Source organism: Streptomyces sp. NBC_00335 (assembly GCF_036127095.1).
Taxonomy (GTDB): Bacteria; Actinomycetota; Actinomycetes; order Streptomycetales; family Streptomycetaceae; genus Streptomyces.
In genome coordinates, this window is sequence record NZ_CP108006.1 from 6,421,986 (window position 1) to 6,440,932 (window position 18,947).

21 protein-coding genes, 1 tRNA gene and 1 pseudogene are annotated in these 18,947 nt (G+C 73.1%); 11 read left to right on the forward strand and 12 right to left on the reverse strand.

Features of this window, described 5'->3' with window-relative positions; genetic code table 11:
* Window positions 1–69: 69 nt before the first annotated feature.
* The 3 genes from OHA37_RS29115 to OHA37_RS29125 all read left to right on the forward strand — a co-directional run bounded on the left by OHA37_RS29115 (window position 70) and on the right by OHA37_RS29125 (window position 2,394).
* A complete protein-coding gene (locus OHA37_RS29115; RefSeq protein ID WP_266909523.1) occupies window positions 70–987 on the forward strand; it encodes an NAD-dependent epimerase/dehydratase family protein in 918 nt (305 codons plus the stop codon).
* Between the two features lie 118 nt (window positions 988–1,105).
* Window positions 1,106–1,312, forward strand: coding sequence for a hypothetical protein (locus OHA37_RS29120; protein ID WP_266913178.1), 207 nt, complete (start codon window positions 1,106–1,108; stop codon window positions 1,310–1,312).
* Window positions 1,309–2,394, forward strand: a complete 1,086-nt coding sequence (locus OHA37_RS29125) for a hypothetical protein (RefSeq protein WP_266909524.1) — start codon at window positions 1,309–1,311, stop codon at window positions 2,392–2,394. The genes OHA37_RS29120 and OHA37_RS29125 overlap by 4 nt, the downstream gene beginning before the upstream one ends.
* Window positions 2,395–2,477: 83 nt before the next feature.
* Here OHA37_RS29125 and OHA37_RS29130 read toward each other — a convergent pair whose 3' ends face one another.
* Window positions 2,478–2,945: an SgcJ/EcaC family oxidoreductase gene (locus tag OHA37_RS29130; RefSeq protein WP_266909525.1), complete on the reverse strand. Its 468-nt coding sequence runs from the start codon at window positions 2,943–2,945 to the stop codon at window positions 2,478–2,480.
* Between the two features lie 96 nt (window positions 2,946–3,041).
* Here OHA37_RS29130 and OHA37_RS29135 point away from each other — a divergent pair, with 96 nt between their 5' ends.
* Both OHA37_RS29135 and OHA37_RS29140 read left to right on the forward strand, forming a co-directional pair.
* On the forward strand, window positions 3,042–3,536 hold the full coding sequence (locus tag OHA37_RS29135) for a MarR family winged helix-turn-helix transcriptional regulator (RefSeq protein ID WP_266909526.1): 495 nt from the start codon (window positions 3,042–3,044) through the stop codon (window positions 3,534–3,536).
* Between the two features lie 109 nt (window positions 3,537–3,645).
* A complete protein-coding gene (locus tag OHA37_RS29140) occupies window positions 3,646–5,043 on the forward strand; it encodes a DUF1906 domain-containing protein (RefSeq protein WP_266909527.1) in 1,398 nt (465 codons plus the stop codon).
* A 19-nt stretch (window positions 5,044–5,062) separates the two neighbouring features.
* Here OHA37_RS29140 and OHA37_RS29145 read toward each other — a convergent pair whose 3' ends face one another.
* Genes OHA37_RS29145 through OHA37_RS29160 form a run of 4 tightly spaced genes read right to left on the reverse strand, consistent with a single transcriptional unit; the run spans window position 5,063 to window position 9,252 of the window.
* Window positions 5,063–5,584: a pyridoxamine 5'-phosphate oxidase family protein gene (locus tag OHA37_RS29145; RefSeq protein ID WP_266909528.1), complete on the reverse strand. Its 522-nt coding sequence runs from the start codon at window positions 5,582–5,584 to the stop codon at window positions 5,063–5,065.
* 36 nt (window positions 5,585–5,620) lie between these two features.
* The gene (locus OHA37_RS29150) at window positions 5,621–6,349 is read right to left on the reverse strand and encodes a vWA domain-containing protein (protein WP_266909529.1); all 729 of its coding nucleotides are present in this window, start codon (window positions 6,347–6,349) and stop codon (window positions 5,621–5,623) included.
* A gap of 51 nt (window positions 6,350–6,400) precedes the next feature.
* The gene (locus tag OHA37_RS29155; RefSeq protein ID WP_323182368.1) at window positions 6,401–7,591 is read right to left on the reverse strand and encodes an acyl-CoA dehydrogenase family protein; all 1,191 of its coding nucleotides are present in this window, start codon (window positions 7,589–7,591) and stop codon (window positions 6,401–6,403) included.
* Complete coding sequence (locus tag OHA37_RS29160) at window positions 7,588–9,252, reverse strand: FadD3 family acyl-CoA ligase (RefSeq protein ID WP_266909530.1); 1,665 nt, start codon at window positions 9,250–9,252, stop codon at window positions 7,588–7,590. Before OHA37_RS29160 ends, OHA37_RS29155 begins: the two co-directional genes overlap by 4 nt.
* Window positions 9,253–9,373: 121 nt before the next feature.
* Here OHA37_RS29160 and OHA37_RS29165 point away from each other — a divergent pair.
* Window positions 9,374–9,763 (forward strand): annotated as a pseudogene (locus OHA37_RS29165) (flavin reductase family protein); the annotation flags it as partial.
* Window positions 9,764–9,810: 47 nt separating this feature from the next.
* Here the strand turns inward: OHA37_RS29165 and OHA37_RS29170 are convergent.
* Window positions 9,811–10,458: a helix-turn-helix transcriptional regulator gene (locus OHA37_RS29170; RefSeq protein ID WP_443046337.1), complete on the reverse strand. Its 648-nt coding sequence runs from the start codon at window positions 10,456–10,458 to the stop codon at window positions 9,811–9,813.
* A 115-nt stretch (window positions 10,459–10,573) separates the two neighbouring features.
* Here OHA37_RS29170 and OHA37_RS29175 point away from each other — a divergent pair, with 115 nt between their 5' ends.
* Genes OHA37_RS29175 through OHA37_RS29185 form a run of 3 tightly spaced genes read left to right on the forward strand, consistent with a single transcriptional unit; the run spans window position 10,574 to window position 13,371 of the window.
* Window positions 10,574–11,704: an LLM class flavin-dependent oxidoreductase gene (locus tag OHA37_RS29175; RefSeq protein ID WP_266909532.1), complete on the forward strand. Its 1,131-nt coding sequence runs from the start codon at window positions 10,574–10,576 to the stop codon at window positions 11,702–11,704.
* Window positions 11,705–11,707: 3 nt separating this feature from the next.
* A complete protein-coding gene (locus OHA37_RS29180) occupies window positions 11,708–12,484 on the forward strand; it encodes an SDR family NAD(P)-dependent oxidoreductase (protein WP_266909533.1) in 777 nt (258 codons plus the stop codon).
* On the forward strand, window positions 12,481–13,371 hold the full coding sequence (locus OHA37_RS29185; protein ID WP_266909534.1) for an alpha/beta hydrolase: 891 nt from the start codon (window positions 12,481–12,483) through the stop codon (window positions 13,369–13,371). Before OHA37_RS29180 ends, OHA37_RS29185 begins: the two co-directional genes overlap by 4 nt.
* A 15-nt stretch (window positions 13,372–13,386) precedes the next feature.
* Here OHA37_RS29185 and OHA37_RS29190 read toward each other — a convergent pair.
* A tRNA-Ala gene (locus OHA37_RS29190) sits at window positions 13,387–13,461 on the reverse strand.
* 67 nt (window positions 13,462–13,528) lie between these two features.
* Here OHA37_RS29190 and OHA37_RS29195 point away from each other — a divergent pair.
* Window positions 13,529–13,855: a hypothetical protein gene (locus tag OHA37_RS29195; RefSeq protein ID WP_266909535.1), complete on the forward strand. Its 327-nt coding sequence runs from the start codon at window positions 13,529–13,531 to the stop codon at window positions 13,853–13,855.
* A 44-nt stretch (window positions 13,856–13,899) separates the two neighbouring features.
* Entirely contained in the window at window positions 13,900–14,247 is a 348-nt protein-coding gene (locus OHA37_RS29200; RefSeq protein ID WP_266909536.1) for a hypothetical protein, read from the forward strand.
* Here OHA37_RS29200 and lepB read toward each other — a convergent pair.
* The 5 genes from lepB to OHA37_RS29225 form a co-directional block, all read right to left on the reverse strand.
* Complete coding sequence (gene lepB, locus OHA37_RS29205; protein ID WP_266913182.1) at window positions 14,228–14,947, reverse strand: signal peptidase I; 720 nt, start codon at window positions 14,945–14,947, stop codon at window positions 14,228–14,230. The genes OHA37_RS29200 and lepB overlap by 20 nt on opposite strands.
* Window positions 14,948–15,110: 163 nt before the next feature.
* Window positions 15,111–16,268, reverse strand: coding sequence for an acetyl-CoA C-acetyltransferase (locus tag OHA37_RS29210; RefSeq protein ID WP_266909537.1), 1,158 nt, complete (start codon window positions 16,266–16,268; stop codon window positions 15,111–15,113).
* A gap of 15 nt (window positions 16,269–16,283) precedes the next feature.
* Complete coding sequence (locus OHA37_RS29215; protein ID WP_266909538.1) at window positions 16,284–16,919, reverse strand: TetR/AcrR family transcriptional regulator; 636 nt, start codon at window positions 16,917–16,919, stop codon at window positions 16,284–16,286.
* 25 nt (window positions 16,920–16,944) lie between these two features.
* Window positions 16,945–17,760 carry an SDR family oxidoreductase gene (locus tag OHA37_RS29220; protein ID WP_266909539.1) on the reverse strand — a complete coding sequence of 272 codons (816 nt, stop codon included), beginning with the start codon at window positions 17,758–17,760 and terminating at the stop codon, window positions 16,945–16,947.
* Window positions 17,757–18,905 (reverse strand): acyl-CoA dehydrogenase family protein, encoded by a 1,149-nt coding sequence (locus tag OHA37_RS29225; RefSeq protein ID WP_266909540.1) that lies wholly within the window; start codon window positions 18,903–18,905, stop codon window positions 17,757–17,759. Before OHA37_RS29225 ends, OHA37_RS29220 begins: the two co-directional genes overlap by 4 nt.
* Window positions 18,906–18,947: the final 42 nt, after the last annotated feature.

Consider the following 18,947-nt stretch of genomic DNA (forward strand, 5'->3'; position numbering starts at 1 on the left):
CGGCGCCGCACCGGGCGAGGGTTGATCCATCGCGTGAACAACTCGCGCCCTCGACAGGGGAGTACAGCCATGTCCGTGCACGTCGTCACCGGCGCCGGCCCGATCGGCACCGCCACCGCCCGCCTGCTCGCCGCGTCCGGCGAACAGGTCCGTGTCATCACCCGCAGCGGCGGCGGGCCCGAGCATCCGCTCGTCGAGCGGGTCGCCGCCGACATCACCGACACCGACCGCCTCACCGAACTGCTCCGCGGTGCGCGCACCCTCTACAACGCGGCCGCTCCCGCCTACCAGGACTGGCGCACCGCCTTCCCGCCGCTGGCGGCCTCCCTGCTCACCGCCGCCGGGCGGACCGGCACGGACTACGTGATGCTGGGCAACCTCTACGGGTACGGATCCGCGGCGCAGCCCCTGACCCCCGGTCTGCCCCTGCGGCCGACCTCGGACAAGGGGCGGGTGCGCGCCGCGATCTGGGAGGAGGCCCTGGCCGCCCACGAGGCCGGGCGCGTGCGCGCCGCCGAGGTCCGGGCCGGCGACTTCCTCGGCGAAGGCGCGCTCTCCCTGTTCACCTGGACGGTCGCCCCCGCCGTCCTCGCGGGCACGGAGGCGGCGCTCCCGGTCGGCCTGGACGAGGCGCACGCCTGGTCCTACGTGGGCGATGTGGCCCGCACCCTCGTCGCCGTCGGCGGCCGGGAGGACGGCTGGGGCCGCGCCTGGCACGTGCCGTCCACCTCGGAACTGTCCATCCGGGCCTTGGCCGCCCGGCTCGCCGCAGCCGCGGGTGCGCCGGACCCGCGGCTCCGGCGGATGACGCCCGGGGAACTGGCCGAGCTGGTCGCCCGGGACGCCGTCATGGCCGAGGTCCCGGAGATGGCGTACATGTACGACGGGGCGCTGCGCCTCGACGCTTCCGAGACCGAGACCGTGCTCGGCGTACGGGCCACCGCGCTCGACCTCGTCCTCAAGGAGCTGGTGGAGAGCGGGAGCTGATGCCCCCGGGCGGCCCTACCCGCAAGTATTGACTATTAGTCAATTCGGGCCCACGCTCGACGCGAGCCGTCGTGTCGTCTCTGGTGTGGGAGGTCGTCCCGTGCGTACAGATGAGGAAATGGGCCGCTTGAGCGGGGAGTTGGGGGGCGCCCGGCCCCCCGCGTCGTTCGCGGAGCTGGATGCCGGGGAGCTCGTACGGCTCGCCGAGGCGCTCAAAGCGGAGCGGGCGCGTCAGGCCGAAGGCCTGAACCAGGCCGCCGAGGAGGCGCTGGGGCTGGTCCCCGCCCTCGCACGCGGGGCCGTGCGCAAGGTGCTGTTCCGGTGAGCCGCGCCGAAGTGGAGAAGATCGCCCGGCTGGTGGGCGCGGAAGCCGGGGAGCTCGGCTTCCTGCGCGGGCTGCCGGACGAGGACGTACGGGCGTTCCGGGAGCAGGTCAGCGGCGTACTGAACGACGGCGCACCCGAGATGCTCGACCGCATCGCCGCCGCGACCAAGCTGGTGCCGGCCGGGGTGGCGGCCGCCATCTCGCAGAAGGCGCTCGGACCCCGGCTGGCCGCCGGCGTGGCCGGCCGGCTGGAGGCGGGCCGGGCCGCCGCCATCATCGAGAAGCTGCCCGTCTCCTTCACCGCCGAGGCCTGCGGACACCTGGACCCGCGGAAGATCTCCGGCATCGTCGACCGGCTCGACGAGGGGCTCGTCGTACGCATCGCCACCACCCTCGCCGAGAACCGCGACCACCTCACCATGGGTCGGTTCGTCGGCCACATGCGGGACCAGGTGCTCCGCCGGATCCTCGACCAGGTCGACGACGCCGTCGTGCTGCGCGCCGGTTTCTACGTGGACCTGCCCGAGCGGCTGCCCCGGATCCTGGAGCTCATGGGCGACGACCGCCTCGGCGCGGTCGTACGGGCAGCTGCCGCCGAGGGGCTCTGGGAGGAAGCCCTCGGGGTCGCCGCGATGGTCGGCGGCGACCAGCGGCTGCGGATCGCCGAGCTCACCGCCCGCCTCGGCGCCGCCGAACTCGACTCGCTCGTACGGGTGACGCACGCCGAAGGCCTGTGGGAGTCGCTGCTCCCGCTCGTGGCGCTGCTCGGCGAGGAGGACCGGCTCGCGGTGGCCCGGCTGGACTCCCTGCGGGACCCGCTCGTGCTGGCCGGGGTGGTACGGGCCGTCGTGGCGACCGCGCTGTGGGGCGCCTTCCTCCCGCTGGTCGGCGTCCTGCCCGAGGAGGCGCGCAAGGTGGTGGCCGATGCCGCCGCCGGACTGGGCGACGCGGAGCTCGACGGACTGGTGCGCGAGGTCGGCGAGCAGGACCTGTGGGAGCTGGTGCTGCCGCTCGTCGAGCTGATGGAGGAGGCGGGGAAGGAGCGGATCTTCGCCCTGCCGGCCTTCCAAGACCAGGAGTAGGGGAGGGGGAGGAAGGAGAGGGGGAAGGAAGGGGAGAAGGAGGGGGCGGGAGCCGGCGTGGCCGCCCCCGTCCTCCCGCCCGGTCAGCGCTCGGCGGCCGGGACGAGGCCCGGGGCGAACCGGTAGGACACGGCCTCCATCAGGGGCTTGCGCTTGGTGTTCTGGAAGGCGGCGATCCGCCATGACCCGTCCGTGTCGCGGACGAGGGTGTACGTCTGGATCTTGGTGAGCTTCTGCGGGCGCTTGCCCTTGTAGGTGTCCCCGCGGCCGTTGACCACGGCCGCGTCGGGCCCGTAGAAGCGGATGTCGAGGATCTCGTCCGCCAGCCGGGTGCCCTTGAGGAAGCCGGCGAAGAGGGCGCGGTGGCTGTCCGCGATGTCGCGGCGGCCCCGGTAGAAGGTGCCGACGTAGGTGACGTACGTGGCGTCCTCGGTGAACAGCTCGCCGTACGCCTCGGCGTCGTGGCGCTCCCAGGCGGAGACGAGCCGGTCGAGCACGGTCCGGACGGAGGCCGAGGCGGAGGCGATGGACTCGCTGGTGGGCTGCTGCATGACGGATCACTCCCCATTTGGCTAGACTGGCGCAGATACTGAGCGAACGCAGTATCTGCATGCGTGCAGATATAAAGGTAGGAGGCGATCCCGAACATGGCAACAGGCAGCGGTGGTCCGGATGCGCACACGGTCTTCCGGCACTACCTGGACGCCGTCGGCCTCCAGGGGCTGGCCAGTGCCGAGGCGGCCGGTCTGCACACCTCGGAGTGGTACGCCCTCAGCCTCATCACCCTGGAGGGGGGCCTGTCCTCCGGCGAGCTCGCCACGCGCACCGGGCTCACCACGGGCGCGACGACCCGGCTCATCGACCGCCTCGAACGGGCCGGTTACGCCCGCCGGGCCGCCGACCCCGGGGACCGGCGCCGGGTCATCGTGGAGCCCGTGGCGGACGCGCTGGACCGGGTCGAGGACGCGGTCGCACCGGCCCGCCGGCACATCGCGGCCGTGATCGGCTCCTACACCCCGGAGCAGCAGGCCCTGCTCTTCGACTACTTCGCCCGCGCCGCGCCCGCGTTCCGCGCGGCCACGGAGGAGATCCGCGGCGCCGCCGCGCCCCGCCGGAGCAAGGGCCGCCCGGCGGTGGAGTAGGAGAGCGAGGGGGGCGTCCGCGGTGAGGTGCGGCCGTCACGTCAACAGGTGACGCAGGGCTCTCGTGCCTCTGCGTCAACACCCGGGCCTTCTGGTAACAGTGGGTCACATGCTCCCCTCCCACATGATGTTGAGCTGCCTGCTGGGCGCCGCGCTGCTCGCTCCCGTCCCCCTCGGGGCCGCCGACGGCCCCGTCCCCGACGGCCGCACCGTCGACTACCGCGGGCTGCGCCTCACCGTCCCCGCCGACTGGCGGGTCGTCGACCTCGACCGGAACCCCGACGCCTGCCTGCGCCTCGACCTGCCCACCCTCTACCTCGGGCACGCCGGCGCCCAGGGCGAATGCGGAGCCGCCCGCGCGGCCGCCCCCCGCTCCGACACCCTGCACCTGGAGCCGCTCGACGGGGCCCCGCCGCGCGCCGACATCCCCACCGTCGGGGGCGACGAGGGCGACCCCCTGCCCAAGGTCCGGGGCGACAGCAACGAGATCCGCTACGCCCTGCGCCGCGCCGGGGTGATGGCCACCGTTTCCTACGGGTCCACCCCCGAGGCCGTCCGCGCGGTCCTCACCCGGGCCCGCGCCCTCACACCCCCGGCCGCCCCCGGCCCGGTCCCCGTCGATCCGGTCGGCACCGTCGGCGGGGGTCCCCGTACCACCGTCCAGACGCCCTTCACCGGCGAGGGCTTCGACGCCTGCACGGCCCCCACCCAGCGCACCATGAACGCCTGGCGGACCGACTCGCCCTTCGGCGCCGTCGGCGTCTACATCGGCGGCCGCGCCCGCGCCTGCGCCCAGCCGCAGCTCACCGCCGGATGGGTGAGCCGGCAGGCCGAGGCGGGCTGGCACCTCATGCCGATCTGGGTCGGCCCCCAGCCCTGGAACAGCTCCTCCACGGGGCTGTCCACCGACCCCTCGGAGGCCAACGACCAGGGCCGGGCCGAGGCCGAGGGCGCGGCCCACGCGGCCGCGGCACTGGGCCTGGCCGAGGGCACGGTCCTCTACAACGACCTGGAGAACTACTCGGACCGGGCCACCTGGGACGCCCCGGTCGTCGCCTACCTCACGGCCTGGACGGTCCGCCTGCACGAACTGGGCTACGGCGCCGCCGCCTACGTCGCGGCGAGCTCCGGGGCCAAGGCGCTGAGCGCCCACTACGCCCAGGCCCCGGACGCCATGCCCGACGTGCTGTGGGTGGCCCGCTGGAACGGCGCCGCCTCCGTCACCGACGCCGACCTGGGCCTGCCCGCCGGTACGAGCCAGTGGACGGGGGGCCGCCGCGCCCACCAGTTCCGGGGGGACCACGACGCCACGTACGGGGGCGTGACGCTCAACATCGACCGGAGCTGGCTGGACGTCGGCGCGCAGACCCCGGCCCCGGCCAAGGCCCCGAAGGCCCCGAAGGCCCCGGGCAAGACGCCCAAGGCCCCGAAGGCCTCGGGCAAGACCCCGGCCAAGGTTCCGGCCAAGGCTCCGAAGGTCCCGGCGAAGACCCCGGCCAGGGTCTAGTGCCGTGACCAGCACGGGCTCAGCCCGCCGCGGGCTCCTCGCGGGCCGGCTCGTCGTCGTTGCCCCGGCGCAGGGTGCGCAGCCCGTGCTCCGGGGTCCACGAGCGGACCACCAGGTCGTCGCCCTCGACGCCGACGTGCACCACCTCCGTCAGCTCGGCGCGGAACAGGTCGAAGGGGTGCGGGGTGTCGTTCTCCTCGGCCTCCTCCGCGTACCGGTGGAGCTCGGGCTGCTCCACGATCTCCACCGCGCGCCCGGAGATCCGTACGTCCCCGTCGGGCATGGTCTCGCCGGCGCCCGGGTTGGTGTGCAGGGCGAAGCGCCCGTCGCGCCGCAGGTCCTTGCCCTTCATCGAACCCGGCATCATGCCCAGCCACAGCTCGCCGCCGCGGATCTCGACGTTGAGTCCGGTCGCGCGCGGGGAGCCGTCCTTGCGCAAGGTCGCCAGGACGTGGTGCGGGAACTGAGCGAAGCGGGCCTGTACGGCCGCCGCGAAGTCCGGTTCCGCCTTTTCGAATACGGCCCAGTTGTTCGTCGTCATACGTCCATCAAAGCGCGAGGGGGTGACAACCGCCGGTCAGGCGCGCACGATTCCCGCCGCCCGGGCCGCCGCCAGCCAGCCCGGGAACTCCCCGACCAGCCGGTCGTACAGCTCCGGGTCGGGGACGGTCCGCGGGTCCGGGCCGGCGTGGAAGTAGCCGGCGTTGTCCACGACCCGCTTGGCCGGGACGGGCAGTTCGTCCAGCCGCCGCAGGAAGTCGAACTGTGAGCTGCGCGTGTTGCCGAAGCCGACGAACTGCCAGAAGAGCGGCAGCCGGGCCGCCTTGCACAGGTACCTCTCGGCGGCGAGCTTGTTGATGGGACCGCCGTCGGTCTGGAAGACGACGAGCGCCGGGGCGGTCGACCCCGAGTCCAGGTAGTGGTCGATCACCGCGTCCATCGCCGCGTGGTAGGCCGTCTTGCCCATGTGGCCGAGGCCGGCGGCGATCGCGGTGACCCGCCCCTCGTGGCCCGCGAGGGAGATTTCCTCCAGCGCGTCGACCTCCGTGGAGAAGAACACGACGGGTACGCGGGCGTCGTCGTCCAGGTGCGCGGACAGCCCCAGCACCCGGTCGGCGAGGGCCTGCACGCTGCCGTCGTCGTAGTACGGGCGCATCGAGCCGGAGTAGTCGAGGACCAGGTACACCGCGGCGCGTCCGCCCTCCAGGCCGTGCTTGCGGAGCGAGGTCCCGGCGCTCTTGTACAGGCTCACCAGCGCCGGGGCGGTCTCTTCGATCTTCCGGAGGTTTATCGCACTGCCCGTCATGGGCCGAGCGTACGACAGCGGCCGTTCCCCGTGCCCCCGGTCGCCGGCGCGTCACCCGGTCGGGAGGAACCCCAGCCGGGCCGCCAGCCGTTCCCTGTGCGCGGAGGGAGAGCCGAAGAGCTGGGCCGAGCCGTGGGCCCGTTTGAAGTACTCGTGCGCCTCGTGCTCCCAGGTGATGCCGATGCCGCCGTGCAGCTGGATCATCTCGCCCGCCACGTACGCGTAGGCCTCCGAGCAGGCCGACTTGGCGGCGGCCGCCAGGTCCGGGGCCGCGTCGGCGGCGGCCGCCGCGAGCGAGAGCGAGCGGGCCCCCTCCACCGCGGTGTGCAGGTCGGCGAGCCGGTGCTTGACCGCCTGGAAGGAGCCGATCGGCCGCCCGAACTGCACCCGCTCCTTCGCGTACCGGACCGTCGCCTCCAGCGCGCGCGCCGCCGCCCCCGTCTGCTCGGCGGCGAGCGCCGTGCAGGCCAGGTCCCGGACCCGGGCGAGGACCCCCGCGCCGTCGGCCGAGAGCAGCCGGGCCGGGGTCCGGTCCAAGGTCAGCTCCGCGAGGGGGCGGGTGCGGTCCATCGTGGACCGTACGGTGAAGGCCGCCGGCGCGGCGAGGAGCTCGAACAGCCCGAGCGGGCCGGTGTCCCGGCCCGCGCCGGGGGCCGGGGCCGTCCTGGCGAAGGCCAGCAGCAGGGACGGTTCCGCCGGCCCGGCCAGGACGTACCGCTTGGTGCCCGTGAGGAGCCAGTCGGAGCCTGCCGGCTCGGCCCGGGCCGCGAGCTCGTGGGCCTCCCAGCCCCCGCGCGGGACGCCGGGCCCGGGCGCGGCCCCCGTCACGGGCCCGCTGCTCGCCCCCGGGTCCGGATCGGCCTCCCGGGAAGGCCGGGGCGCCTCCCCGCCGGCCGGGGACTCCGCCCAGGCCAGGGCGCCCACGACCGTGCCCTCCGCCAGGTGCGGCAGGTGCTTCGCGCAGGCCTCCCGGTCGCCGGACGCGAGCAGCGCCCCCACGGTCAGCACCGCCGAGCCCAGGTACGGTACGGGGCTCAGCGCGCGCCCCAACTCCGCCATGACCACCCCGACTTCGGCCTGCCCGCAGCCCAGCCCGCCGTACTCCTCGGGGACCGCCAGCGCGGCGGCGCCGATCTGCGCCGTCAGCGGAGCCCAGGCCGTGTGGCCCGGGTGGCGTGCCAGGACGGCCCGTACCGCGTCCCGGAGTTCTTCGTGCTCCGCGGTCGGCTCCAGCGGCCTCATGCCGACTCCCCTCGCGCCGTGCGGCGCAGCTCCGTCTTCAGCAGCTTGCCGCCCGCGTTGCGCGGGAGCTCCTCCAGCCGGGTGAACCGGCGCGGCACCTTGAAGTTGGCCAGTCGTTCCCGGGTCCAGGCGGTCAGCTCCTCGGAGGTGACCGGCCCGGTGGTGACGACGTAGGCCACCCCGACCTCGCCGAGCCGCTCGTCGGGGGCGCCGACGACCGCCGCGTCGGTGATGGCGGGGTGGGTCAGCAGCACGTTCTCCACCTCCGCCGGATAGGCGTTGAAGCCGCCGACCACGTACATGTCCTTCAGCCGGTCGGTGATGGCGAGGTAGCCCCGCCCGTCCAGCACGCCGATGTCCCCGGTGCGCAGCCAGCCGCCGGGCAGTACGGCTTCGGCGGTGCTCGCCGGGTCGTCCAGGTAGCCGGGGGTGACGTGGTAGCCGCGGACCTGCACCTCGCCCGGCTCCCCGGCGGGCAGTACGGCGCCGAGCGGGTCGGTGATCCGTACCTCGGTGTCCGGCAGCGGCGGGCCGACGGTGTGGGCGAGGGTCCAGGCGTCGGCGTCGGTGGGGCAGACGGACACGACCCCGCCGGACTCGGTGAGCCCGTACGCGGTGAACACGTCGGGCGCCCCCAGTTCGCCGCGGATCTCCTCGACGAGGGAGGTGGGCACCGAGGCGGCTCCGGTGCCGGCCAGGCGCAGTGCGGACAGGTCGTGGGCGGCCCGCGCCGGGTGGCGGATCAGGCCGTGGAAGACGGTCGGCGGGCCCATCAGGCAGGTGACGCGCTCGGCGGCCATGCGGTGCAGGATGCGGTCGGTGTCGTAGACGGCCTCGGGGAGCATGGTGACCCCGCGCAGGAGGCAGGCGAGCACGCCCGCCTTGTAGCCGAAGGTGTGGAAGAAGGGGTTGACCAGCAGGTAGCGGTCGCCGGGGCGCAGGGAGACGAGGCCGGACCAGGAGGCGTAGAGCCGGACGGTCTGGCCGTGGGTGGTCATCACCCCTTTGGAGCGGCCGGTGGTGCCCGAGGTGTAGAGGACGTCGCTGAGGTCCCCGGGGCGTACGGCGGCCGCGCGCGCGGCCCGCTCCGCTTCGGGGACGGCCTCGCCGGCCTGCAGGTACGCCTCCCAGGAGACGCTCCCGGGCGGGCCGTCGGCACCGGTCGGGAGGCTCTTCTCGCGCCCGTCCCGCAGGATCACCGTCGAGGCGAGCGCCCCGAGGGCCTCGCCGGAGGCGTGCAGGTCGCGGGCGTAGTCGGTACCGAGGAACCCGCGCTCGGTGAACAGGACGCGGGCGCCGCTGCGCCGGATGATGTCGGCGGCCTCGGCGGGCTTGTAGCGGGTGTTGACCGGTACGAGGACCGCTCCGGCGCCGACCGCGCCGAGGGCGGCGGTGATCCACCGGCGGCTGTTGGGCGCCCAGATCGCGACCCGGTCGCCGGGGCGGATGCCGTGGGCGATGGCGGCGCGGGCGGCCGCGGAGATCTCGGCTGCGAGGCGGGCGAAGGTCCAGCGGACCTCTCCGTCGGCGAGCGCCTCGCGCTCCCCGTACGCGGCGGCGGCGTACTCGGGGAGCCGGGCGAGCGTGGCGGGCGGCTGCGGCAGCGGCTGCGCCTGCGGCTGTTGCTGTTGCTGTTGTTGAGGCGGGGGTGGTGGTGGCATCGGACCCTCCCTACTTGACGAGCGAGCGTGGGCGGTATCCAATCACAGGTGTTTCGGTTAGGCATATACCTAGTAGAAATAATCAGGGAGGGTTCTCATGAGGGAGGAAGCCATGTCCGACATGAAGTCGGTCCTGTCCAGCTTCTGCACCGGTGTCGCCGTCATCACGGCATGCGGAGCCGACGGCCGTCCCGTGGGGATGGCCGTGCAGTCCTTCTCGTCCGTGTCCCTGGATCCGCCGCTGGTCTGCTTCTGCCCGGCGCGCACGTCCACCACCTGGCCCCGGATCCAGGCGGCGGGGGCCTTCGCCGTCAACATCCTCGCCGCCGACCAGCAGGAGCTGTGCCGCCGGTTCGCCGTGACCGGGGGCGACAAGTTCGCCGGGGTCCCCTGGCGGGCCGGCGGCAACGGCGCGCCCCTGCTCGACGGGGTCCTCGCCACCGTCGAATGCGGCGTGGAGGCCGTCCTGGACGGCGGCGACCACGCCATCGCGCTGGGCCGGGTCACCGCCCTGACGGCGCACCGCGAAGGGGCGCCGCTGCTCTACTTCCGGCGCACCTACGGGCGCTTGCCGGGCTTGCCCGGCGCCGAGTCCGGGTCGGGGGACGCGCCGCGCGCCCTCTCCAGCTCCGCGATGTCGTCGAGCATGGCCCCCGCGAGGTCGCGCTCGGAGGCGTAGTACCGCTCGGCCCACTTGAGGGTGAGCGTCGGGTACGCCCACGAGGCCTCTTCCCTGGCCCCGTCCGCGTCGGCCACCGCGCGCCGCCGCATCTTCTCCGCGAACTCCTGGTGCTGTACGAGGACTTCGCGCATCTGCTCCGGCTCCAGCAGGTGGCCGAGCCACAGCCGCAGCATCGGCCCGTGCTTGAGCACCGGCGGGTCGACGGGTGCCTCGCGCGCCCAGCGCCGTACGGCCGTCATGCCCTCCTCGGTGATCCGGTACACCCGCTTGTCGCGGGTGCCGGTCTCCTGGGCGACCATCCGCGAAGAGGCGTAGCCGGCCTTCTCCAGCCGCTTGAGCTCGCCGTAGATCTGGCTGAAGGACGGGCTCCAGTAGAAGAAGCGCAGCGACCAGTCCGACCACTTCTTCAGGTCGTAACCGGAGAGCTCCTCGCCGAAGGAGAGCAGCCCGAGCACCGCCCAGCTGGTCGCGGGGAGCGTGCGGCCGTTCGCCTCTTCTGTCGCCTCGTTCGTCACGCAGCGCAGTCTACGACCGGTCTTCGCGGCGCCCTTCCCCCGGCGGGGTATGACTGCTAGAAGTATTCCTATTCGAAATACATCACCGATGTGCCGTGCGCAGCGCACGGCTGGGAGGCACCCCGTGAAGTTCTCGATGATCTTCGAGGCGCAGCTCGTCGACCCGACGCCCGAACGCGAGCGCCAGGTCATCCACGACTGCGTCGAACAGGCCGTGTTCGCCGAGGAGATGGGCTTCGACCGGATCTGGGCCGTGGAGCACCACGCCCTCACCCAGTACGCCCACATGAGCGCCTCCGAGATCTTCCTGACCTGGGTCGCCGCCCGGACCCAGAAGATCCGCATCGGCCACGGCGTCGTCACCATGCCCTTCGGCTACCAGCACCCCGTCCGCGTCGCCGAACGCGCCGCCATGCTCGACGTGCTCTCCGGCGGCCGCGTGGACATCGGCGCCGGCCGCGGCGCCACCCGCCAGGAGATGTCCATGTACGGGGTCCGCCCCGAGGACACCTACCCGCAGATGGAGGAAGCGCTGCGGATCTTCTCCTCCGCCTGGCGCGAGGAGAAGTTCGAGTGGCACGGCTCCATCGACATCGGCCCCGGCGCGATCCTGCCCCGCCCCGTCCAGGACCCGCACCCGCCGCTCTTCATGGCCTGCTCCAAGCACGACACCCTCAAGCTCGCCGCCGAACTGGGCATCGGAGCGCTCGTGATGGGCTTCGCCGGCGCCGACGACGTCCGCACCATGCGCAAGGTCTACGACGAGGCCATCGCCACCCGCAGCGGCGACCGCTTCGTCTCCACCGAGGTCAACGACCACCTCTCCGCACTCTGCCCCACCATCGTCCTCGACGACGCCGAACGGGCCCTGCGCCTGGGCACCCGCGGCCAGCGCTTCTTCGCCGAGTCCATCGCCCACTGGTACGGCAACGCCCCCGAGCCCACCGGCTACTCCGAGGACGAGACCGCCGAGGAGCACGTGGCCGCGCTGGACAAGGGCCGCGAGGAACTGGTCGCCAGGCTCCACGAGGCGAACATCCCGGCCCGCCCCATAGACACCGGCACCTACAACGCCGAGCATGCCTACGGCAACGCCCAGACGGCCATCGCCTACGTCGAGCAGCTGCGCGAGATCGGCGTCGACGAGGTCATGTGCCTGATCCAGATGGGCACCGTCCCGCAGGAGGCCTGCATGGAGACCATCCGCCAGTGGGGCGAGACCGTCATCCCGCACTTCCGCGCCCTGGAGGGCTGACCGGTGAACACCTCCCTCGACGCCGAGGTCCTCAACGCCGAGGTCCTCAACGCCAAGGTCCTTAACGGCAAGGTCGTCGTCATCACCGGCGCCGGACGCGGCCAGGGCGCGGCCGAGGCCCGGCTGTGCGCCGAGGCCGGCGCGCGGGTCGTGGTCACCGACATCCGGGAGGAGGAGGGCCGCGCGGTGGCCGCCTCCCTCGGTGACCAGGGGCTGTACGTACGCCACGACGTGGCCGACGCCGACAGCTGGGCGGAGGTGGTCCACGAGGCCGTACGCGCCTTCGGCACGGTCTCCGCCCTGGTCAACAACGCCGCGCTGTGGCGCACGGCCCACGTCGAGCGCCAGGGCCTCGAAGACTTCGAAGCCCTGCTGCGCGTCAACCTCCTCGGACCGTTCCTCGGCATCCAGGCGGTGGCCCCGGTGCTGCGCGCCGCCGGCGGCGGCTCGATCGTCAACGTCTCCTCCACCGCCGGACTGGTCGGCATCCCGGGCCACGCGGCGTACGGCTCCACCAAGTTCGCCCTGCGCGGGCTGACGAAGTCGGCCGCACTGGACCTGGCGGGGGACCGGATCCGCATCAACTCCGTGCATCCGGGGGCGATCGACACCCCGATGGTCAGCGAGGCCGTCGCGGGACGGGATTGGTCGCACCTGCCGCTGGGGCGGATCGGGCGGCCCGAGGAGGTCGCGGAGCTGGTCCTCTTCCTCTGCTCGGACGGGTCCTCCTACATCACGGGCGCGGAGTTCACGGTCGACGGCGGGATGACCGCGCGATGAGCGCCGCCGACCGGCTGTCCCCGGCGGCCCGCCGGCTGTGCGACGCGATGGCGGCGGTCTTCCCAGGCCCGGGCGACGCGGCGGCCCTGCGGGCGGCCGTGGCCGGCTCCCCGGGAGGCGGCGTGGAGGTGGCCTCCGTACGGGACGCGGTCGCGGACGGGGTCCCCGTCCGGATCTACGACCCCGCGCCGGGCGCGGGGGACCGCCCGCTGGTGGTGTTCTTCCACGGCGGGGGCTGGGTGATGTGCGGCCTGGACACCCACGACGCGCTCTGCCGGGCGCTGGCCGTGGCCTCGGGCGCGGTGGTGGTCTCCGCGGACTACCGCCTCGCCCCCGAACACCCGTGGCCGGCGGCGCCGGACGACGCGCTGACCGTGCTGCTCTGGGCCCGGGCGCGGGCGGCCGAACTGGGCTGCGACCCCGCACGGATGGTCGTCGCCGGGGACTCCAGCGGAGGCAACCTCGCGGCCGTGACGGCCCTGCGGGCCCCCGGACTGATCGCGGGCCAGCTGCTGTTCTACCCGGCGCTGGACGCCTCGATGGGCCACCCCTCGGTGGCCGAGTTCGCGGAGGGCCACTTCCACACGGCCGCGCACATGGCCTGGTACTGGGACCAGTACGGCGGCGACCCGGCCCACCCCCACGTCTCCCCGCTGCGGGCCCCCGACCTCTCGGGGCTGCCGCGCACGCTGCTGGTCCTGGCCGACTGCGACGTCCTGCGGGACGAGGGCCTGGCCTACGGGCGAAGGCTGGGGGAGGCCGGAGTCGACTGCGGGATCCAGCTGCTCCCCGGAGTCTTCCACGGCTTCCTCGGCCTGCCGCTCCCCGCCGCGGCCGCGGCGATCGGGGCGGCGGGGGCGTGGGTGGCGGCGACGGGCGCGAAGTAGGGGGAGGGGGAGGGGGGCTGGGCGGCCGGATTCGAACCGGCGTCCTCCTCCATGCTGTGTAGGCGCACTACCTCTGTGCTACGACCCAGCCCTTGCCCCGGATCCTAGGTGCGGCCCCGCCGGACGCGCACACGAATATCCCCGGCATGATGTGCGCATGTCGATATCGGTCCCGGGGGTTGCGCTGCGCAACTCCCTCGCCCTCGCTGCGGAGTTCGCCGCCGCCCTGCTGATGCGCGGCTCCCAGCCGCACTGGCTGCCGATCCTGCTGGCGCTGGTCGCCCTCGTCTCCGGCCTGCCGCACGGCACGGAGGCCGGCTTCGTGCACCGGATCGTGCTGGCGCTCGGCGCGGTGGCGATCGCCCTGTCCGCAGCCCGAGCCCTGGACGCCCCCGACCCGCTCCTCTGGCAGGCCCTGACCGGAGCCCTGCTCCTGACCCAGACGGTCTCCCTGACCCGCCTCTCCCGCCGCCGCGCCGCCTGAAAAGCGCTGGTCAGGGCCGTGGTCACCCGTCTACGCTGCGCCCCATGTCCCCTACTACGACGCTGTGGCGCCCGACGGGCCCCGTGGAACTCGGCCTGGTCCGTGACCTCGACTGGCGTGCCTGGCCGCCGCGACTGCCGGAGCAGCCGATCTTCTACCCCGTGCTGAACGAGGACTACGCGGTCCGCATCGCCCGTGACTGGAACGTCAAGCACAGCGGCGCGGGATACGTGACGCGGTTCGAGGTGGACTCGGTGTTCCTGGAGCGGTACCCGGTCCAGCAGGCCGGCGGGGAGACCATCCTGGAGCTGTGGGTTCCGGCGGAGGAGCTGGACGAGTTCAACGCGCACATCGTGGGGCGCATCGAGGTGGTCAGGGAGTTCCGCCCCTGATCCCCGGCTGCCCGAAGGTCTCCGGGACAGGCAGGCCCGCCCAGCGGGTGAGCGGCCAGGCGACGACCACGGCCCGGCCGACCACTTCCTCGACCGGCACGAACCCGTGGGTCTTCGGGTCGTTCAGGTGATAGCGGGAGTCGGAGGACTTCTGGCGGTGGTCGCCCATGACCCAGAGCTTTCCCTCGGGCACGGTGAGCGGTCCGAACGGCTTGTCTCCGCACGGGGTGTTCCCGGGGAAGACGTACGGCTCGTCCAGTGCCTTGCCGTTGACCTCGACCGGTCCGTTCCCGTGGCACTCGACCGTGTCGCCGCCGACCGCGATGACCCGCTTGATCAGGTCCTTCTCGTCGGCCGAGGGCATCAGGCCGATGGCGGAGAGGGCGTTCTGGACGGCGTTGCGCTCCGGGACGGGCTCGTCGGCCAGCCAGTCGCTCGGGTCGTGGAAGACGACGACCTCGCCGCGTTCGGGCTTCGAGCCGAACCAGGGGGTGAGCTTGTCGACCAGGACCCGGTCCCCGCGCTGGAGGGTGTTCTGCATCGAGACGGAAGGGATCGAGAACGCCTGGAACAGGCACGTCTTGATCCCGAACGCCAGCACGAGGGCGATGGCGACGAGCAGCGGCAGCTCCTTCCAGAGGGGGCGCCGCCCGGACCCGGACCCGGACCCGGACCCGGTGCCGTCGCCCGTGGTCGGCATGCGGGCGGCGTCCGGATCCCGGGAATCGGTCTGCGCGTCCGGTGGGTCGCCCATGGGGGCCTCCGATCGTTTGTCGATCAGGCCACGAAACACCATGGGGCGGTTTGCCGGCCGTAAAGACGGCCCCCGGAGCAGTGCCCCGGGGGCCGACTTCCGGCGGGAGCTACAGCCGCTCGATGATGGTGACGTTGGCCTGGCCGCCGCCCTCGCACATGGTTTGGAGGCCGAAGCGGCCGCCCGTGCGCTCCAGTTCGTGCAGCAGGGTCGTCATCAGCTTGACGCCCGTCGCGCCCAGGGGGTGGCCCAGGGCGATCGCGCCGCCGTTGACGTTGACCCGCTCCGGGTCCGCGCCCGTTTCCTTCAGCCAGGCCAGGGCCACCGGGGCGAAGGCCTCGTTGATCTCGACCAGGTCGATGTCGGAGAGGGACATGCCCGTCTTCTTCAGGGCGTACGCCGTCGCCGGGATCGGCGCCGACAGCATGCGGATCGGGTCCTCGCCGCGGACCGACAGGTGGTGGATGCGGGCCCGCGGGCGCAGCCCGTGTTCCCGTACCGCCCGCTCCGAGGCCAGCAGCATCGCCGCCGCGCCGTCCGAGACCTGGGAGGAGACCGCCGCCGTGATGGTCCCGCCTTCCATCACCGGCTTGAGGCCCGCCATCTTCTCCAGGGTGGTGTCGCGGCGCGGACCCTCGTCCACCGACACCGACCCGTACGGCACGATCTCCCGCTCGAAGCGGCCCTCGTCGATCGCGCGCAGCGCCTGCTGGTGGGAGCGCAGGGCGAACTCCTCCATGTCGAGGCGGGAGATGCCCCACTTCTCGGCGATCAGCTGGGCCCCGTAGAACTGGTTGATCGGGGAGTCCCCGTACCGCGCCCGCCACCCCTCCGAGCCCAGGTAGGGGCCCTCGGTGAAGCCCAGGGGCTCGGCCGCCTGCCGCGAGGCGAAGGCGATCGGGATCATCGACATGTTCTGGGTGCCGCCCGCGACCACCAGGTCCTGCGTGCCGGACATGACGCCCTGCGCCGCGAAGTGCACGGCCTGCTGCGAGGATCCGCACTGGCGGTCGATGGTGACGCCCGGGACCTCCTCGGGGAGCCCCGCCGCCAGCCAGGCCGTCCGGGCGATGTCGCCCGCCTGCGGTCCCACCGTGTCGAGGCAGCCGAAGACCACGTCCTCCACGGCCGACGGGTCGATCCCGGACCGTTCGACGAGGGCCTTGAGGACGTGCGCCCCCAGGTCGGCCGGGTGGACCTCCGACAGGCCTCCCTTGCGCCGCCCCACGGGGGTGCGTACCGCTTCGACTATGTAGGCCTCGGGCATCAGAACTCCTCAGGGTTACGTGCGTGTGGCGATGCCGTCCAGGACCATCGACAGGTACTGGCGGGCGATCTCCTCGGGGCTGTGCTGGCCGCCCGGCCGGTACCAGGACGCCGCCACCCACACCGTGTCGCGCACGAAGCGGTAGGTGAGGCGGATGTCCAGGTCGGCGCGGAAGACCCCGTCCGCGACCCCGCGCTCCAGCGTCCCCAGCCACGCCTTCTCGAACTTGACCTGCGAGTCGGAGAGGTAGTGGAAGCGGGGCTGGACCGACAGGGTCCGGGACTCCTTCTGGTAGATGGCGACCGCGGCGCGGTGCCGGTCGATCTCCCGGAACGATTCGGTGACGAGGGCCTCGATGGTCTGCCTGGGTCCGAGACCGGCGGCGAGGACGGTGTCGTACCCCTCCCACAGCTCGGTCAGGAAGGCGGAGAGGATCTCGTCGAGCATCGATTCCTTGGAATCGAAGTGGTAGTAGAGGCTGCCGGCGAGCATGCCGGCGGCGTCGGCGATCTTGCGGACGGTGGTGGCGTTGTAGCCCTGCGCGGCGAAGACCTCGGCGGCGGTGTCGAGGAGTTCGCGGCGGCGTTCGGGCGACGCCGTCACCTGGGGCTTCTTCTTGGCCGTCGATGAGATCGGCTTGTTCGTTGGCACCCGGCCATTCTCGTCATAGGTCGCCCTACGCGTGCTGACTGCTGACCGACACGGTCTCGCCCGTCATGTACGACGAGTAGCCGCTGGCCAGGAACACGATGACGTTGGCCACCTCCCAGGGCTCGGCGTACCGGCCGAAGGCCTCGCGGGAGGTGAGTTCGGCGAGCAGCTCCTCGCTGGTGACCTTCACCAGGTGCGGGTGCATGGCCAGGCTCGGCGCGACCGCGTTGATCCGTACGCCGAACTCCGCCGCCTCCAGCGCCGCGCAGCGGGTCAGCGCCATCACCCCGGCCTTGGCGGCGGCGTAGTGGGCCTGCCCGGTCTGCGCGCGCCAGCCGATGACGGAGGCGTTGTTGACGATCACCCCGCCCGTCCCGGAGGCCTGCATGGAGCGCATCGCGGCGCGGGTGCAGCGGAAGGTGCCGTTCAGCGTGACGTCGAGGACGCGGGACCACTGGTCGTCGGTCATGTCGACGAGGTTCGCCGTGCCGCCGAGCCCGGCGTTGTTGACGACGAGGTCGAGGCGGCCGTGGAGCCGCTCGGCGAGCGCGAAGAAGGCGGCCACCTGCTCCTCGTCGGTGACGTCGCAGGGCAGGGAGGCGACCCGGTCCGCGCCGAACTCGGCGGCCAGCGCCTCCTCGGTCTCCTTGAGCCGCCGGGCGTGCGCGTCGCCGATGAGCACGCGGGCCCCCTCCTCCAGGAAGCGCCGTGCGGTGGCCCCGCCGATGCCGGCCCCGGCGGCCGCGGTGATCACGGCGCTCCGGCCGGTCAGCAGCCCGTGCCCGGCCACGTACTCGGGTGCGTTGCGGAGCACGTTGCGGGACTCTTCCGGTGCGTTCATGCCCGGACCTCCTTGGGAAGGCCGAGGATGCGCTCGGCGACGATGGTGCGCTGGATCTCGTCGGAGCCCGCGTAGATGGTGTCGGAGCGGGAGAAGAGGAAGAGCCGCTGCCAGTCGTCGAGGTCGTACGGGTCCCCGTGCGCCCCCGCCGCCGGCAGCGAGGCGGCTCCGCAGACGTCCATGGCGAGCTCGCCGAGGTCCCGGTGCCAGCGGGCCCAGTAGAGCTTGGCCGTGGACGGCGCGACCCCGGGCCGCAGCGCGGAGGCGCGCATGGTCTCCAGGCCGATCCAGGCCCGGACGAGCCGGTCGCGGATCAGCGGATCGGCCATCGCGCCGTTGCGCTTCGCCAGCGCGGCCAGGTCTTCGAGCTCGCGGCGGAAGCCGACCTGCTGGCCGAGGGTGGAGACCCCGCGCTCGAAGCCGAGGGTGGCCATGGCGACGGCCCAGCCCTCGCCGGGCGCGCCGACGACGTGGGCGGCGTCGGTGCGGGCCCCGTCGAAGAAGACCTCGTTGAACTCCGAGGTCCCGGTCAGCTGCACGATGGGCCGGACCTCCACCCCGGGCTGGTCCATCGGGACCAGGAGGTAGGACAGCCCCGCGTGCCGGCGGGATCCCGGCTCGGTGCGGGCGACGACGAAGCACCACTGGGAGGCGTGGGCCAGGGAGGTCCAGATCTTCTGGCCGTCCACCACCCACGCGCCGTCCACCAGGGCGGCCCGGGTACGGATGTTGGCCAGGTCCGAGCCGGCGTCGGGCTCGCTGTAGCCCTGGCACCACAGCTCCTCCACGGCCCGGATGGGCGGCAGGAAGCGCCGCCGCTGCTCCTCGGTGCCGTGGGCGATGAGGGTGGGGCCGAGGAGCTGCTCCCCTATGTGGTTCACGCGCGCGGGCGCGTCGGCCAGCGCGTACTCCTCGTGGAAGGCGATCTGCTGCTCGGTGCTCGCGCCGCGGCCGCCGTACTCGACGGGCCAGCCCACGCAGGTCCAGCCGTGCGCCGCCATGTGCCGCTCCCAGGCGAGGCGTTCGGCGAAGGCCTCGTGCTCCCGGCCCGGTCCGCCGCGGCCCTTGAGGGCGGCGAACTCACCGGTGAGGTGGGTCCGTAGCCAACTCCGAACCTCGGTGCGGAACTCCTCGACGCTGCTCATGGCCGTACGTTAACCTACCAAACACTTGTTAGGGAAGGATGC

Bases quoted from the DNA above. Each gene is read 5' to 3' on its own strand.
- OHA37_RS29160 (WP_266909530.1), bottom strand. From the start codon at position 9,252: ATGCCACCACCACCCCCGCCTCAACAACAGCAACAGCAACAGCCGCAG.
- lepB (WP_266913182.1), bottom strand. From the start codon at position 14,947: ATGCCGACCACGGGCGACGGCACCGGGTCCGGGTCCGGGTCCGGGTCC.
- OHA37_RS29185 (WP_266909534.1), top strand. From the start codon at position 12,481: ATGAGCGCCGCCGACCGGCTGTCCCCGGCGGCCCGCCGGCTGTGCGAC.
- OHA37_RS29195 (WP_266909535.1), top strand. From the start codon at position 13,529: ATGTCGATATCGGTCCCGGGGGTTGCGCTGCGCAACTCCCTCGCCCTC.
- OHA37_RS29210 (WP_266909537.1), bottom strand. From the start codon at position 16,268: ATGCCCGAGGCCTACATAGTCGAAGCGGTACGCACCCCCGTGGGGCGG.
- OHA37_RS29200 (WP_266909536.1), top strand. From the start codon at position 13,900: ATGTCCCCTACTACGACGCTGTGGCGCCCGACGGGCCCCGTGGAACTC.
- OHA37_RS29120 (WP_266913178.1), top strand. From the start codon at position 1,106: ATGGGCCGCTTGAGCGGGGAGTTGGGGGGCGCCCGGCCCCCCGCGTCG.
- OHA37_RS29225 (WP_266909540.1), bottom strand. From the start codon at position 18,905: ATGAGCAGCGTCGAGGAGTTCCGCACCGAGGTTCGGAGTTGGCTACGG.
- OHA37_RS29130 (WP_266909525.1), bottom strand. From the start codon at position 2,945: ATGCAGCAGCCCACCAGCGAGTCCATCGCCTCCGCCTCGGCCTCCGTC.
- OHA37_RS29145 (WP_266909528.1), bottom strand. From the start codon at position 5,584: ATGACGACGAACAACTGGGCCGTATTCGAAAAGGCGGAACCGGACTTC.
- OHA37_RS29150 (WP_266909529.1), bottom strand. From the start codon at position 6,349: ATGACGGGCAGTGCGATAAACCTCCGGAAGATCGAAGAGACCGCCCCG.
- OHA37_RS29115 (WP_266909523.1), top strand. From the start codon at position 70: ATGTCCGTGCACGTCGTCACCGGCGCCGGCCCGATCGGCACCGCCACC.
- OHA37_RS29155 (WP_323182368.1), bottom strand. From the start codon at position 7,591: ATGAGGCCGCTGGAGCCGACCGCGGAGCACGAAGAACTCCGGGACGCG.
- OHA37_RS29135 (WP_266909526.1), top strand. From the start codon at position 3,042: ATGGCAACAGGCAGCGGTGGTCCGGATGCGCACACGGTCTTCCGGCAC.
- OHA37_RS29220 (WP_266909539.1), bottom strand. From the start codon at position 17,760: ATGAACGCACCGGAAGAGTCCCGCAACGTGCTCCGCAACGCACCCGAG.
- OHA37_RS29140 (WP_266909527.1), top strand. From the start codon at position 3,646: ATGCTCCCCTCCCACATGATGTTGAGCTGCCTGCTGGGCGCCGCGCTG.